The sequence below is a fragment of the Mycobacterium sp. 852002-51163_SCH5372311 genome (assembly GCF_001667115.1).
GTDB lineage: Bacteria > Actinomycetota > Actinomycetes > Mycobacteriales > Mycobacteriaceae > Mycobacterium.
The window spans coordinates 14,573-29,271 of sequence record NZ_LZIJ01000069.1 but is presented as its reverse complement, the minus strand read 5'-3'; the positions used below and the strand labels follow the sequence as shown (position 1 = coordinate 29,271).

The window sequence follows — 14,699 nt, the reverse complement described above, 5'->3', positions numbered from 1 at the left end:
GCGGCCGGGGGGCGGTGCCCGCCCGTGAGCAACTGAACACATTGCTGCGACGAGTGCGGCCGGCCCTGGAGTCGATCGGTGAATATGACTGTGTCGCAGCCGAACTCGATCGCATCGCGACGCAGGGCAACGGCGCGATGCGCCAGCGCCGCGCGTGGCAGAAACGCGGGGAGATGACGGACGTCATCGCCGAAGCCGCTGCCGCCACGCTGAGCTGAGCTGAGCTGAATGCTGGCTACACAGTCAGTAGGCGGTACAACCCGATCAGGCCGACCACGACGATGGTGGCGCGCAAGGAATTCGGTGACAGCAGGCGCCCATAACGCGCCCCGAGCCATCCGCCGATCAGTGAGCCTGCCGCGATCACCCCGGCAACCGGCCAGCTGATGCGGTCCCAGGCGACCAACGTATAACCAATCGCCGCAACGATATTCACCGCCGTCGACAGCAGGTTCTTCGCCGCGTTCATGCGCTGCACCGATTCCGACAGCAGTGCGCCCATCACGCCCACCAGCAAGATGCCCTGTGCGGCGGTGAAATAGCCGCCGTAGACGCCGACGGCGAAAGTGCCGATCACCAGGACGGCCATGCGCACCGGCTGGATGTGTTCGACCGAGCGTCCCGCTTCCTCAGCGCGTCTGCGCGCCCATGACTGAATCCACGGACCGATCACCACCAGCAGCAAGGCCAGCACCAGCAACACCGGCACGATGCGGGTGAACACCTTTTCGGGCAGGTGCAGCAACAGGAAGGCGCCCAGCGCCGCGCCGCCCACCGAGGCCGGGATCTGCCAGCGCAACCGATCCCATTGCCCACGTAGCTCGGAGCGATAGCCCCAGGTGCTCGACACGCCTCCCGCTACCAGGCCCACCGCATTGGACATGGTGGCCGTGACCGGCGGATAGCCCAGGGCGACCAGGGTCGGAAAGGTGATCAGCGTGCCCGAGCCGACCAGCGCATTGATCGCGCCGGCGGCGAATCCGGCCAGGCCGATCAACGCGATTTGGGAAGCCGACATTGCGCAGCACCCTACTCTGCGCGAACGTTGCGTCAGCCGATGTGTGAGACATCTAACGCGGCTGCGACCCAACGCTTTTCATGGCCACGTCTCAGATCGGCGGCGCCTCGGCACCGCGATCCACGCCGGTCCGCAACTTGACCGACGCCGAATAGGCCCGGCTGCGAAAGTGCAGCACCGGGTCGTCGGAAGGTTCGATGCCGGCGGTCACCCGCATGGGATCGAACACCACGATGTCCCCGTCGTGCTCCCGCAGCGTGTCCAGGCCGGTGATCTCGAGGGTGCCGACGTCGGTCATCTCGCTGCTTCGCCAGCGTGCCGACGGATCGACCGTCGAGTCCGTGGGCCCGGCGATCTGCACCTGGAAGGAGAACCGCACCGGCCCGGTCTGCAGCCGGGCATCCAGCTCGTCGGTAAGGAAATCAGCGTCCTTGGACTCCGGTTTCGAAAGGTACTGCTCCCCCGCCGCGGGGCAAAGGTGGTAGCGAACGAATCTGGAGCTGCCGTCGGCGCCGACCCACCGGAACGCATGCAGTCCGTGGTATTGCGCGGTGGCGTAGCTAGCCGGAACCCTGCTGGCGGCGCGCAGGACGGGTAACGCGCCAACCGCCCGGGGATGGGTGGCAAAGAATCCGGCCATCCGCAACGGCATGGTCAGGCCGGGCCGCATCGCCTTCAAGAGGTCGACGAATCCGTCCGGCGTGCTCGAGACGAACAGTTGCGCGGTTTGAGTGGACACGTCGGTGGTGGACCCGTCGGGCAGGGTGAACTTCACGGCCATCCCGCGCACGCCGGGTACGCCATCGCGCTGCGCGGGGTTGCCCGATCCGTTGGAGAAGCGGACGAGCGCCGGCACGGCGGAGCCGTCGAGATGCTTAGCCCGCGAAAGCCCGGACGCCTCGGGGGTCGCGGTGAACGTGCCGCGGTAGAGGGTGCCTTTGGCGTGCAAAGCCCGATAGCCCGGCTGCGCTCCGCCGGTGCCCCGGATCGCGTCAATCGCATCGTCAGGAGTCACCGAAACGCCCATTGGCGAATCGTAGGTCTTTGGGCGCTGTGTGGCACGGCGGCACCATATTGCCTGCGGCCGCCGTGTGGCACGGCGGCACCATATTGCCTGCGGCCGCCGTGTGGCACGGCGGCGCCATATTGCCTGCGGCCGCCGTGTGGCACGGCGGCGCCATATTGCCTGCGGCCGCCGTGTGGCACGGCGGCGCCATATTGCCTGCGGCCGCCGTGTGGCACGGCGGCGCCATATTGCCTGCGGCCGCCGTGTGGCACGGCGGCGCCATATTGCCTGCGGCCGCCGTGTGGCACGGCGGCGCCATATTGCAGAGTAGAGCCCATGCCAGCAGCCGATGCCACCACGGACACCGCGGCCACTCTCGCCGGAATCGTCGAGCAGCACGCCCGGCACCGGCCCGACGGGATCGCGATCCGCTTCGGTGACCGGCAATGGTCCTGGGCGCAGTGGGCATTGCGGATCCGCCGCGCGGCCGGTGCGCTGCGGGCCGCCGGCGTTCAGCGCGGCGAGCGGGTCGCGTTTCTGGACAAGAATCACCCGGCCTGCCTGGAAATTCTGATTGCCGCGGCATCCATCGGCGCTGTGGCCACCGTCGTCAATTGGCGCGTCATCGGGGACGAACTCGTCCATGTGCTCGACGACAGCGGTGCCCGTTTGCTGGTCGTCGGCGCCGAACTGCATCCCACTGTGCAGGACATATCCGCGCGCGTGCCGGGACTCGAGCGCGTGGTCGTGGTAGGTGGCGAGGGCGACGAATACGAATCGCTGCTCACCGTGGCGACACCCGTCTCGGCCGAGGTGGAGGGCGACGGTTCGGACACCGCTCTGGTGATCTACAGCTCGGGCACGACGGGGCGCCCCAAAGGCGTGCTGCTGAGTCAGCGCGCGCTGGTGAACCACATCACCAATCTGGCCCCGGCCTTTCCGTTCGCCGCAGGCGACGCGAACCTGGTCGCCATGCCGTTGTTCCACGTCGGAGGTATCGGCTACGCGTGTTTCGGCCTCTTCGCCGGGGTACCGACGATCCTGACCCGCGAACCCGACGCCGCAACCTTGATCGGCGTGCTGAATGACGGCGCGACGCACGCGTTCTTCGTGCCGCCTGTCATTGCCCGGTTTCTGGACGGCGGCGAGGCGGCCCGCAGTGCAGTGGCGCGCTTGCGCTACCTGGTGTACGGGGCGGCGCCTATGCCGGTGCCGCTGTTGCAGCGAGCGCTGGCGACGTGGCCGGACGTCAACTTCGTCCAGGTGTACGGACAGACCGAACTCTGCGGGGCGGTCACCGCGCTGAGTCCCGCCGACCATCGCGATCCGGGCCGTCCCGAGTTGCTACTGTCGGCGGGCAAGGCCGCGGCGGGCACCGAGCTTCAGATCGCCGATCCCGCGACCGGGGAACGCCTGAATCACGATGCGCCGGGCGAGGTTTGGGCGCGCAGCGATCAGGCCATGAGCGGTTACCTGAATCGTCCCGAGGCTACTGCGGACACCATCACCGGCGACGGCTGGTTGCGTACCGGCGACATCGGCCGCCTCGACGCCGACGGCTACCTCTACATCGAGGATCGGCTGAAGGACATGATCATTACCGGCGGCGAGAATGTGTACGGCCCCGAAGTGGAAAGCGTGCTCCTCGATCATCCTGCCGTCGCCGACGCGGCGGTCATCGGTGTGCCCGATGACTTCTGGGGCGAGTCGGTCAAGGCCCTCGTCGTCACCACCTCCGAGGTCGAACCCGCCGACCTCGTCGAATTCTGCCGCAGCCAGCTGGCCGGCTTCAAATGTCCGAGGACTGTCAACTTCGTGCCGTCGTTACCGCGCAACGCCAGTGGCAAGATTCTGAAAGCCACTCTGCGAGAGCCGTTTTGGCGTGACCGGGCACGAGGGATATGAATGGTCCGCAGGTTCAGCGGTGTGGCGCGTCGGTTGGCGGTGGCCGTCACGGCGGTGTTAGTGCCGGTATCGGGCTGCACTACGACGGTGGATGGCGCCGCGGTCAAGGCCAAGGAAGCGGACACGGCCAATGTAGCCCTGATGGACACCGGCACCTACCCGACCACGCTGGGTCACATCTTCGGAACCGCCGGCACCGACACGTACGGTCAGCACCTGCTGGAAGCGCACCGGTTGGCCGAGTTCGTCACGGGGCCATGGCAAGTCGACGAAACTTTGACGCAGCATCCCTTCCTTGAATTACTGATTCAGATCCAGCCCATCGCAGACGCGAACAACCTGGGAATTATTTTCGCCCCGGCGTTTTCCAGTGTCGCGGCCAACCATGGCTACATCACCGGGTTTTCCACTCGACGCCAATCCCCCGGCTCTTCGCCCTTGCGGGAGCTGACCAATGCCGTCCTGATGTTTCCCGACCCCGCCGCCGCGAGCGCGGCGGCGACCGAACTGGCCGCGGCCGACACGCCTCTGCCGGGCCAACCGCCGCATGAGCCAACCGTCATCGACAAGCATCCCGAGGCGATCGCGGTCAAATACGTCCGAGCCGATGGCCGAAAGGTCGTGGAGAGTTTCGCCGCGCACGGACGCTACGTGTTGTACCAAACCGTATCGGCCGGTGAGGGCCCAGGCGTGGGCAAGTCGCCCGAGGCCATGCTGCTGCTCTGCCTGGACCTGCAGGAGAAGCAGATTGACCGGTTTGTCCCGACCGATCCGGCCAACCTCGGTTCGCTGCCGCTGGATCCGTCCGGGCGAATGCTGGCCGGAACTCTGACGCGCGAAGGCATCACGCTGCCGGTCAACGTCGGTGTATGGCAGCCCACAGGCTGGTTGCATTTCGCCGACAACCCGCGGGGTACGGCTGCCGCACTCCAAGCCGCCGGTGTCGACTACGTCAGTCAGCGCCTGGCAACCGTCTACCAAACCACGAATGCCGATGCCGCGCAGCGTCTGATGAGTTTCCTCACCGGACTGGTTGGCCACGGTAGCGATATTCAGCCCCTGCGCGACCGCGTGCCGGGTTTTCCCGATGCCAAATGTTTCCGTAGATCCGGGTCCCCGCTGCCTCCCGACTCACCCGCCACCTGGCGAATGATGCAGTGGCAGTTCAAATGTGTGGCCAAAGCCGACCGCTATGCCTACACCGTCTTCTCCGAGACCGAGAAGGACGTCATGCAGCAGGTGTCGGCGCAATACCGCATTCTCGCAGGCAAGTAGCCGGGCGGTTTAGAGGTATGACAACGTGGCGGTTCCGCGGGTTTGCGCATCGTCGGCGATCAGCTCACTTAGCTTGAGCTGCAACGTGGCTGAGGCGTCGCCTACAGGTTTGTCACAGTGCCGGCAATGTGTTTTGAATCGCCCCTGCTCGTCTTCTTGCGGCCAGAACTGGCGCGGTCCGACGGCTGCTCCGGGATCGTACTGGACGGCCTGGTGCGCGGCCTCCTTCAGGATCCGGCCGACGGAGTGCCGTTGTGGGCATTCGAGTTGCAAAATGCCAATACCTTCGTTGGTGCCCATCGCCACCCTCCTCAGCGGGGTCGTGCTCATATCGCCCCCCGATTGTGCCTTGCGGGTCATGATGAGCACGTACGTGGACCCACTTGAATCGAGGGTGGCGCATGCTCGAGGTGGTCGACAAGGGAGCTGTCACCGAATCGCATCCTGCCCCGCTGCTTTTCGTACACGGCGCCTGGCACGCCGCGTGGTGTTGGGATGAGCATTTTCTGGACTTCTTCGCCGACAAGGGATTTCGTGCCGTCGCGGTCAGCTTGCGCGGCTATGGCGCCAGCAGCCTGTCGCAACGTTTGAACTCGGTTTCCGTCGCCGACTACGTCGACGACATTCGCAGCACGGTCGAGATGCTCGGTTCCGAACCCGTGCTCATCGGGCATTCTCTGGGCGGCTTGCTGGTGCAGAAGTATCTCGAGAACCGCCGGGCCCCGGCCGCGGTCCTGCTGGCGTCTTACCCGCCACAGCGCAGGCTGCGGATGGCGATCGCGCTTCGCGCGGTACTCAGTCACCCGTGGCTGACCATCCGCGCAAACCTGGTCGGGACTACGGCCGATCTGGTCAACACCGCACAGCTTGCCCGCGAAAAACTGTTCTGTGCAGGGACCCCTGCGTCGACGGTCGAGTCTTGTGCCGCACGGCTGCAGCCGGTGAGTGGGCGCGCCACCGGCGTGCTTATCCGAGTGAGGCCGTCGCGTGTGACGATTCCGGTCCTGGTTCTCGACGGCGAGAGCGATGCAACGGTCACCAACGACGAGGTGCGCGCAACGGCCCGTGCCTACCGAACCCAGGCCGGGTTCTTTCCCGATATGGGCCACAACATGATGCTCGAACCCGGATGGCAGGCAGTCGCCGAAAGAATCGAGGGCTGGCTCGCGGGCCAGGGCCTGTAGGGCTTTGCGGCTTTTAGCCCCAGCTCAGTCGTCGATGTGCGCGGGTGGGTCGGCGAAGCCGGCATCCGCAGGGTGCTGATCAGGACCCATCACATCGCAGCGCTTCTCGGGCATAAGGAAGGTACTCATGCCGCTAGGTACCAGAGTGGTAAATGCCACGCAACGTTGCCAGGTGCCATCAGGCTGGACGGGTCCATCGCACTTGCTTAAAACGGGTCCTCCGTACAGGCAGCCCGCGTTGGCCGGCGGCGCCGCGGCGATCAGCCCTCCTGCCATCAGCGCGGCTCCCAGGCAGGCGAAGAAAGCGGCGGTCCTCGAGAGCGACGTGATCTTGCATGCAGTCATTGCGTCTCCCTTGTTACTGCTGCTCGATCATCCCACCGCGGCGATGCTGGCACACCGTCTTTGCCGGTCCCGGCTTGATACGCGGTCTGTGCTCAGCAGGGAGGGCGCAGCCGATCCGATCGGGTTTGCGGCCACTTTTTGCTCGCCGCCATGCTTCGCGGCGCTAACTCGGCGTCGTCGACTGGATGTGATATCGCTCGGTGCTGGCAACGGTTCAAGCTCTCGCCGCTAGCATGGCGCCGATGTTTGTTAAGGGTGGGGGGCGATGCGAGCGGTGCGGGAACCCCGCAATGTTCAGTCACTCCTGTGGCGGGTGCAGAAAGACGATTCGTCAGCTTCAGTGGCAATACGCTCAGGCCGCCCGCCGTGTCCTAGTCGCCGCTGGGCCACTCGGCTCAGAGTGGGCTGAGCTCGAACAATGGCGCAACTCGGTCGCGCTGCCAGTCCAGGACGCGAGGCAGGCAATCGCCGGTGTAACGAGCGAATGGCTGCGACGCTACGCCGCCTTCGCGGCAAGCGACGGCAACGTGACCGCGGAGGAACTAACCACTTTCCGGCAAGCCGCCGCCGTGCTTCAGGCTCCGCCGACACTGTCGCAGCCGCTGGACGCGCAGTTACACCGGGCGTATTCGCTTGGGGTGGTGCGTAGCGGGCGGCTACCGGTTGTGCAGGTCCCGGAATTGCATCTACCGACCGACGAGCAGTGCTGCCTGCACGTGGCGGCGACACGCTGGCGGCCGCTCAAGTCCGGGCTCCATCCCACGCATGGCCGACTGATAGTGACGAACCGCAAGATTCGTTTTAGCGCGTTGCAGCACGGGGGCGAAGTGCCGCTCAGCAAGGTTCTTGGGATCGTGCGCAAGGCCGGAGGAGACTTTTATCTTGAGGCGACGACGCGCTCGTTGAGCGGGCAATACGAGGTGTTGGATCCCGAATGGGCAGTCACGGTGATTGACACTGCATTGCGGATCGACCGCAGATTGATCTTGCAGGGCGCGGACACAAAGCCGTCGCGAGTGATCCCGCAACACGTCAAAGCCGAAGTATGGCAGCGCGACAGAGGACACTGCATCCAGTGCGGAGCCAACATGAATCTCGAGTTCGACCACATCATTCCCTGGTCGAAGGGCGGCGCTAGCACCGTGGGCAACGTCCAGCTGCTTTGCCGACCATGCAACCTAGTGAAGTCCGACCGGCTCTAGTGGCCGGCGGCGGACCGCTCTAATTCGCTCACGGCCTTAAGGAGCACAGCGGCGAGCGCGCGGGCCTCGTCGGTGTCGCGGAGCTCGTTAGCGTCGAGGACCACCACGACCCCGCGGACCTCGGCACCGTCGTCGAACTGCCGGCCGGTGACCGTGACGGTGGGGGCCCGGCGTCGCGTTTGGCGCCGTCGTACCAGCGCGCCCACCCCGCGCCGTCGTACTTCCACGAATAGACCCGCCGCGCGCCGGCCGGTGGCCTAACTTCGACTCCCATGGGCTCCGAAGTCGGTCTAAATGAAGGTCGTCATGGCGCACAGCTAACAACGCGGCTATCCGAAATAGCAAGGACTGCAAGGACATTAGTGCATTGTCGGCGTGTCTGTGCAAAGCACCACCGATTGCGATGCACCCTGCCAGGGCATACGGCGGGTGAGTGATGGCGAGGCGCGGCTACCGCGGGAGTCTGGCTCGACGCCTGGCCGCCCCATCCCCCTGATTGGGCACGTGCTGGGCATGCGCCTCGCGTGAAAGCTCGAAATTAGGGTCTGAACTGCGGAGATACTGGTGGTCCCGGCTGGGATCGAACCAGCGACCTTCCGCGTGTGAAGCGGACGCTCTCCCACTGAGCCACGGGACCGCCGCCGAGAGGCGAACGAGGTCGAAGAGTAGCACGATGCCTTGTCCGCTGGATGTCTGCATGACGCACGACCAGGGTGCGCGGTAGCGTAGACATGCACTGCACCAAGAGATTTGTGTGTGCCCGCTCACTTGGACTATCGTCGTGCTTCGCACCGGGCGACGATCTCGTCCGTTGCGCGCGGATGTAGCGCAGTTGGTAGCGCATCACCTTGCCAAGGTGAGGGTCGCGGGTTCGAATCCCGTCATCCGCTCGAAGGTGCAAGTGGCATCAACCCCAGCGGTGGAGTGGCCGAGTGGTGAGGCAACGGCCTGCAAAGCCGTGCACACGGGTTCGATTCCCGTCTCCACCTCCGAATTCGACTCAGCGCGATTAGCTCAGCGGGAGAGCGCTTCCCTGACACGGAAGAGGTCACTGGTTCAATCCCAGTATCGCGCACCAGAGTTTATGCAGGTCAAAGGCACTTTTTAGGGCCTCCGACCTGGGCTCGTGCCCAATATATGCCCAATGGAGCCAGGCGGTCTCGGCCAATCCGAGAGGTAGCTAGCCCATGCCCACCGCCCACGATGACACCGCGACCACCTGGCGAGACCTCGCCGACCAGCTCACACCCGAGCAGATTCGGCGGTTCGAACGCTACGAGCAGCTTCTCCGCTCCGCTGACGATTCCGAGGAATTACTGAAAGAGGCCCGGTGGGAAGCGGAGCGGAACCTCAACGACGTCGTCGAGTTCGGCCACATCCCGCTACCGTCAGGCATCAGTCACCCCGGACACTGGGAGAACGACGGAACAGGCACCTGGACCCGCACGATGGAGTTCTCGCGGCGATCTGTAGACCGCGCCGCTTCCGACGCTTCCGACTCAAGCGTGTATGTCGACGGCGTGCAGGCCGGTGACGGCGCCGTCACCTGGTCCCTGTTCGTTTTGGCCGACGATCGCGCACCGTTCACCGCGGAACAGGCGCGCCGGTTCGCGGCGATGATCATGGCGGCGGCGGACGAGCTGGAGCGGCTGCGATGAGCCGCAAAGGGGTTCCGAGCCGGCCAACGAAACCGCCTATCGCTCAGTCGTGGTCGTGGGCGATCGACGATTATCTGCACGTGATCGCTGCGGAAGGCCAGCGTGAGGCCACACGGAAACTGCGCCGCGACCAGTTGCAGTATTTGGCTCGCTGCATTGGTTGTCCGCCGGACGAGGTCACGGCTGACCGGCTGATCGATTGGTTCGGCAGGGAGAAAGATTGGAGTGCTGAGTATCGCCGGGGCATGCGAAGTGCTGTCCGGGGTTTCTTTTCGTGGGCGTACAAGGCTGGCCGGGTATCGGTCTATCTCGGTGACGTGCTGCCCAGGCTGCCGCAGCCGAAGGCGGCGCCGCGGCCGGCGCCCGACGATGCCTGGTTTGCCGCGCTGACGGCCGCCGACGCCCGCACCACGTTGATGTTGCGGTTAGCGGCCGAGGCTGGGCTACGGCGCGCCGAGGTCGCCCAGGTGCACACCCGCGACGTGTTCATCGCAGGCGGTACTGCTCAGCTTCTCGTGCGCGGCAAGGGCGGAAGGCAACGCATCGTGCCTATCAGCTCCGAGCTGGCCGGGCTGATTCGGCGCGGCTCAGCTGGACATACGCCCGCGCTGGCCGCCTACGAGTGGGGCACGTCGGGGTGGTTGTTCCCCGACGGCGAGGGCGGCCACCTCACGCCCGAATGGGTGGGCACTGTGGTCGCGCGAGCGCTTCCCGATGGGTTCTCGATGCACGCCCTTCGCCACAGATTCGCTTCGCGGGCCTACCGCGGGACGCGGAACCTGCGGGCGGTGCAGACGCTGCTCGGGCACGCTTCGGTAGCGACGACTGAGCGGTACACGGCGGTGGATGATGACGAGGTCCGCGCGGCAGCGTCGTGCGCCTGGTGAGGCCGATCCTGTTACTCTCGGAGCTACCGTTCACTTCGGTGGGCAATCTCAGGGCATGGCATGGCGCGGGCTCGAGCTCGAATCCCTGTAATCGACCCGATTGGATTTGCCATGCACACTGACGCCCAACTACGCCGCCTTGCCCGCTCCGCAGAGCTCAAGCTCATCAAGTACCGGGAGCGCAGCCGGTGGTATTCCCAATACGGCCCGTATGCGCTGGCCGACGGCTATGGAAACTTAGTCGCGTACGGCTTGGACGCTGAGGACGTTGTCCGCGAACTTCGGCCTACCGGGTAAGGGGCGCGACCGCCAGACGGTGGCACGTTACCACCGTCTTTCTTGGCGTTGGCCACTGGTGGCAAATTTCCACCAGTGGAAGAAACCGCCCGGCCTTTGCTGTCGCCGACGCCCATCAGGCCCACCTGTCTATAGGCGTCGCGGCCTTTTCCAGTTTGTGTTGCCACGCGATTTTGAAGGCGTCCTCGACGCGGTCCGTTTGGATGTTGATCACGTCGCCGAAGTGTCCTTGCCTCGCGGTTCCGCCCTGCAGCACATTGTCCGGCACCCCCGCCGCGGCGGGTATCGGTGAAGCCCCTGCGGACAGCGACGCCGGGACCGCACCGCCGCTGCTGTCTGATCCGCCGCTGCCTGGTCCGCCGACCGATATGCCTCCGACAAAATTGGATATGCCTTGCAGCCAATGGGGTGCACCCGGGATGCCGAACGCGCCGAGCGCCGATGACACCTGCCCGCTGACGGCGGCGCTGGCGGCCTTGGGGAAGTACGCCATGGGGTCGCGGTGACCCGGACCCGACTTCGCTTCGCCTGCGGCGGTCATCGCGTCGAATCCCCAGCTGGATAGGCCGGCGAACGACGTCGGAATCGACAGACTGCCGCCGCCCGGCGCCGCGCCTGGTCCTGCCGCAGCGGGGGCGGGGGCGGGGGCGGGGTTTGCGCCTGGCCCCATACTCTTCAGCCCCGTTGGGGAGGCAGCAACGCCACTTAGCGCTGACACGTCGACGCCGATACCGCTGCCCGGCAACGAACCGCCAGCGCCGCCGAAGCTGTAGGACTGCCGAGTGTGGACGTGATTAGTGTGACCGCCCCAGTCGTCACGGTAGTAGCCGGGCTGGTTCGTGCCAGGGCCTACCATCTGCCCGTCAGCAACACCGATCTTCTGGCCCGTGTTCGGGTTCATCCAGATGACCTGTTCAAGTTCGCCGCGGATGCTGGCCAAGTACTCGGCGAACCGCTGCATAGCATCGACCGAGCCCGTCCAGTCGATGCCCTTGTTCAGCCCGGACTTCTCTTGGTGGCCGGGGTAGGTGGACGCCTTCACGCCGAAGCGTTGCTCAATTTCGTGCACCCATGCAGGGAAGATGGCGCCGGATGATCCGTAGCCGCCGGTGTTCGTCCCTACCGGCAGGCCGTAGGGTACCCTGCCGCCACCATCGAACCGGGGCAGTTGTTTGATCCAATCCCACAACGGCGCACCAGCGTTCACTGCCTGTAGCAGTGGCAGGTTTTGTTCGGTGGCCCGCTGGTTAGTGACGAACTCGCCGTTGGAGACACGGACTATCGCGGGCCAGCCCAGAATTGAATCCGAGACGCCGCTGCCGGGACCGGATATCATTCCGCCGCCAGCCTTGGGTTTGGGCGGGTCGAAATTTCCGTATCGGGGGTCGCCGAATGAGCCACCCAGGCCAGCAAGTCCACCGCCGGGAACGACACCTGGAGCCGGACCGCCCGGCGTACCCGTGGGCGGCAAGTCGCTAGGGAAAACAGGCGGCAATGAGCTCGGTGGCCCGGTCCATGTGTTCGCCTTATCGCGAACGGCGGGGTCTTTACTTCCCAGGTCCGCGACATGCTGAAGCGCCGGTTGGGCCGCTTCCAGCGCCATCACTATAGCGGCAATTGGACCGGACCACTTCTCAAGCGCGCCAGCAATTCCCGGCGTTACCCCTTTAATGGTGTCAGAGAACTCCGTTACGCCCTTTTTGCTTTCACCGAATTTGTCAACCAGGCCCTGAGCCTTATTAGTCGCATCTCCGATTGGCGTCGTCCAGCCTCCAATATCAATCCCAGTAGTTTTGGCCAGGTCGTCAATCTTTCCCAGCGCGGTCTGCACGCCCGTTAAACCTGCACCAGCATCGCCTTCCTTGAACCGGGCGATGATGTTCGCCATGCCCTGCAGGCCCTCAGTGGCACCCTGTCCAGCCACGGCAATGTTGCGCGCCCACTGACCAACTTGGCTGTTCCCGATCGCCTGGCCGATCTTCTCCCCGATGACCTGCCCAATCGCCGACCCGATCTGCTCCTTGATCGGGTTCAGAGCCGGGTTTTGGAGTTCCCGCAGACCACTCATCGCCGCGTCGCGCAGCTTAGTTCCCAACCCGCGCATCTTGTCCGGATCAAACTGCGGCAGTTCCAGCTTCGTGTTCTTGGCGTCTTTGATCACGTCGCTGATCGACTGGCCGGCTTTCTTAGCCTGCTCACGGACCTTCGCCTGATCAATCGGCGGCAACTCAATCGTCTGCGACTTAGCTTCTTGGCCAGCCTTTTTCACCGCATCGTCGATCTGCTTACCGACCTTGCCGGCATCGACTTTCGGCGCAATCTCAACTTCGGGCGGCTTCGTCTTCTTGGCCGCATCCTTGATCGACTTGTCGACCTTCGCAGCGTCGGTCTTCGGTTCAATCGTGACCGAAATAACCTGCCCGGCGAGCTGTTTCTCAATCGCCTCTGACACCCCGCGGAGGCTAGGGATAATCTGAAGCTAAAGAACAGCGTAACCAATTGTGGTGTCAGCCATTCGAGACCACCTCCTCCCTCCGCGGCGCGAAAAGCGCTGGGGTCGGGGCCATTTCAGGCCGGATCACGCAAGTGTCGCCTTGACCAAACCGAAAGGCTGGAAAACCGAGGTGGCATAACGACCTTCGCAGCGGGCAAGGACCAGGTTCTTGCTGAACGAATCCGCATCGGAGGTTTCCGACCACTGGATCGCGACGCCGAGCGTGTCGGTGTCGACACCCACCGTGCCGGAGCCGAGCACGTGCGCGGTGCCCTGCGCTTGGACGTTGGCAACCGCGATCGGCAGTCCGTACAGGCGCCGGGCAGCGGCGTCGAACGGCAAGCCTCGATACTGCACTGCGGTGGTGGTGACCAGTGCCAGCTCGACGGCCTCGAAGTCGAGCGGGTGCATCACAATCGCACTGGGCTCATAGCCGGCGGCTTCGATCTTGGTGATGCTCTTTCGCAACGTCTCCAAGATCGAGTTGCTGTACGCCTGGGTCTGAATACCGCTCGTGGCGTTGATGTCTGCGAGCACCTTCGCCTCGACAGCGGCGCGCAGGCCGTAGGACAACTCCTCCTGCATGAACGGCTTGAGGGACGCCGCGTCCTCGAACCAGTACCTCGGGACGCGCTCACTGAGGTGAGCGACGACGCTGAGGGTGTTGTCGATCTTGATGATGGAGTACACCGACGTTGGCTTGACTGCGCCTTCGGTAACCACGGCGGCACTGTTGGTGCGCACGCTCTGCCTGATGTAGCTGAACGCGGGCTGCTGGTGCTGCACGGCGGGCAGCAGATCGAGCAGCGAGCCCGCGGGCCTGCCCATCGGGATCGGCGTTGGGGTGAGTTCGACGTCGACGAACACCGAGTTACCCGTCGCCAGCGCTTTCTGGCCTACGGGCATGACCTTTTCGGCGGCTCGGTCTGCCCAGGCCTTGCTGAACTTGAGGAACTGCTGGCCGCCGGAGTTCTGGCCGCCCGCCATCGCGTCGAGCTGCTCCATAATTTCGCGACGCTGGGCGTCGCCCGCGGCCGCTTCGCGATACGACTTGGCGGCCGCAATCGCGCCGTCGACTTGCTTCTGCTCGTCGCCGGTGAAGTTGCGGCCTTCGGCCGTCGCCTTCTCTGCGATCGCGCGGGCCGCGTCGAGTTGTTGGCTGATTCGGTCCTTCAGGTCAGACATGTGAGCGCCTCCTAGCGCAATCCGCGCGCGCTCGCGCGCACTGAGAATGGATTCGCTTGGAGGACGGACGGGCTTCGGGCGTGGCCCCGTGCTGGGGCGGTTCCCTTACCGCTGGTCAGGCCAAGTCTTATCCCCCCGCGACGATGGGTGAGGGCTTGACCGCCGGCCACTCCGGGCGCCGGCGGCTGTACGGGCCGACCCCGGGGGCGGGACGGGCTGACGCCCCACACCGCATCCCCACAG

Annotated in this window: 14 protein-coding genes, 4 tRNA genes and 1 pseudogene; 11 read left to right on the top strand and 8 right to left on the bottom strand. The window is 65.0% G+C overall.

Annotated features, from left to right (window positions below; genetic code table 11):
* Positions 1-218 (top strand): annotated as a pseudogene (locus A5791_RS08385) (carboxylate--amine ligase); the annotation flags it as partial.
* Positions 219-235: 17 nt separating this feature from the next.
* Here A5791_RS08385 and A5791_RS08380 read toward each other — a convergent pair.
* Together A5791_RS08380 and A5791_RS08375 are read right to left on the bottom strand one after the other, a co-directional pair.
* A complete protein-coding gene (locus tag A5791_RS08380) occupies positions 236-1,018 on the bottom strand; it encodes a sulfite exporter TauE/SafE family protein (RefSeq protein WP_067233876.1) in 783 nt (260 codons plus the stop codon).
* Between the two features lie 91 nt (positions 1,019-1,109).
* Positions 1,110-2,045 carry a catalase family peroxidase gene (locus tag A5791_RS08375; protein WP_067233874.1) on the bottom strand — a complete coding sequence of 312 codons (936 nt, stop codon included), beginning with the start codon at positions 2,043-2,045 and terminating at the stop codon, positions 1,110-1,112.
* Between the two features lie 315 nt (positions 2,046-2,360).
* On the opposite strand from A5791_RS08375, the gene A5791_RS08370 reads away from it, so the two are divergent.
* The gene (locus tag A5791_RS08370; RefSeq protein ID WP_067233872.1) at positions 2,361-3,929 is read left to right on the top strand and encodes a long-chain-fatty-acid--CoA ligase; all 1,569 of its coding nucleotides are present in this window, start codon (positions 2,361-2,363) and stop codon (positions 3,927-3,929) included.
* The gene (locus tag A5791_RS08365) at positions 3,930-5,204 is read left to right on the top strand and encodes a hypothetical protein (RefSeq protein WP_067233871.1); all 1,275 of its coding nucleotides are present in this window, start codon (positions 3,930-3,932) and stop codon (positions 5,202-5,204) included.
* A 9-nt stretch (positions 5,205-5,213) separates the two neighbouring features.
* On the opposite strand, the gene A5791_RS08360 is transcribed toward A5791_RS08365, so the two are convergent.
* Positions 5,214-5,504 (bottom strand): hypothetical protein, encoded by a 291-nt coding sequence (locus tag A5791_RS08360; RefSeq protein ID WP_067233885.1) that lies wholly within the window; start codon positions 5,502-5,504, stop codon positions 5,214-5,216.
* A 101-nt stretch (positions 5,505-5,605) separates the two neighbouring features.
* Between A5791_RS08360 and A5791_RS08355 the strand changes: the two genes are divergently transcribed.
* Positions 5,606-6,388: an alpha/beta hydrolase gene (locus A5791_RS08355; RefSeq protein WP_067233870.1), complete on the top strand. Its 783-nt coding sequence runs from the start codon at positions 5,606-5,608 to the stop codon at positions 6,386-6,388.
* A gap of 24 nt (positions 6,389-6,412) precedes the next feature.
* On the opposite strand, the gene A5791_RS08350 is transcribed toward A5791_RS08355, so the two are convergent.
* Positions 6,413-6,733 (bottom strand): hypothetical protein, encoded by a 321-nt coding sequence (locus A5791_RS08350; protein WP_067233867.1) that lies wholly within the window; start codon positions 6,731-6,733, stop codon positions 6,413-6,415.
* Between the two features lie 665 nt (positions 6,734-7,398).
* On the opposite strand from A5791_RS08350, the gene A5791_RS26715 reads away from it, so the two are divergent.
* On the top strand, positions 7,399-7,935 hold the full coding sequence (locus A5791_RS26715; protein ID WP_197504633.1) for an HNH endonuclease: 537 nt from the start codon (positions 7,399-7,401) through the stop codon (positions 7,933-7,935).
* Here the strand turns inward: A5791_RS26715 and A5791_RS08340 are convergent.
* Together A5791_RS08340 and A5791_RS08335 are read right to left on the bottom strand one after the other, a co-directional pair.
* Positions 7,932-8,162 carry a hypothetical protein gene (locus tag A5791_RS08340; protein ID WP_156661079.1) on the bottom strand — a complete coding sequence of 77 codons (231 nt, stop codon included), beginning with the start codon at positions 8,160-8,162 and terminating at the stop codon, positions 7,932-7,934. The two genes, A5791_RS26715 and A5791_RS08340, sit on opposite strands and share 4 nt — an antisense overlap.
* Positions 8,163-8,497: 335 nt before the next feature.
* A tRNA-Val gene (locus tag A5791_RS08335) sits at positions 8,498-8,572 on the bottom strand.
* A 180-nt stretch (positions 8,573-8,752) separates the two neighbouring features.
* Here A5791_RS08335 and A5791_RS08330 point away from each other — a divergent pair.
* From A5791_RS08330 to A5791_RS08305, 6 genes are all read left to right on the top strand, one after another.
* A tRNA-Gly gene (locus A5791_RS08330) sits at positions 8,753-8,825 on the top strand.
* A 28-nt stretch (positions 8,826-8,853) separates the two neighbouring features.
* Positions 8,854-8,924 (top strand) — tRNA-Cys (locus tag A5791_RS08325).
* A gap of 14 nt (positions 8,925-8,938) precedes the next feature.
* Positions 8,939-9,013 (top strand) — tRNA-Val (locus A5791_RS08320).
* Between the two features lie 109 nt (positions 9,014-9,122).
* Entirely contained in the window at positions 9,123-9,593 is a 471-nt protein-coding gene (locus A5791_RS08315; RefSeq protein ID WP_067233859.1) for a hypothetical protein, read from the top strand.
* On the top strand, positions 9,590-10,480 hold the full coding sequence (locus tag A5791_RS08310) for a tyrosine-type recombinase/integrase (RefSeq protein ID WP_082966821.1): 891 nt from the start codon (positions 9,590-9,592) through the stop codon (positions 10,478-10,480). Before A5791_RS08315 ends, A5791_RS08310 begins: the two co-directional genes overlap by 4 nt.
* Before the next feature lie 111 nt (positions 10,481-10,591).
* Positions 10,592-10,777, top strand: a complete 186-nt coding sequence (locus A5791_RS08305; RefSeq protein ID WP_067233856.1) for a hypothetical protein — start codon at positions 10,592-10,594, stop codon at positions 10,775-10,777.
* A gap of 115 nt (positions 10,778-10,892) precedes the next feature.
* Here the strand turns inward: A5791_RS08305 and A5791_RS08300 are convergent, their stop codons facing one another.
* Together A5791_RS08300 and A5791_RS08295 are read right to left on the bottom strand one after the other, a co-directional pair.
* Complete coding sequence (locus tag A5791_RS08300; RefSeq protein ID WP_067233853.1) at positions 10,893-13,229, bottom strand: hypothetical protein; 2,337 nt, start codon at positions 13,227-13,229, stop codon at positions 10,893-10,895.
* A 126-nt stretch (positions 13,230-13,355) separates the two neighbouring features.
* Positions 13,356-14,456, bottom strand: coding sequence for a phage major capsid protein (locus A5791_RS08295; RefSeq protein ID WP_067233850.1), 1,101 nt, complete (start codon positions 14,454-14,456; stop codon positions 13,356-13,358).
* Positions 14,457-14,699 lie beyond the last annotated feature (243 nt).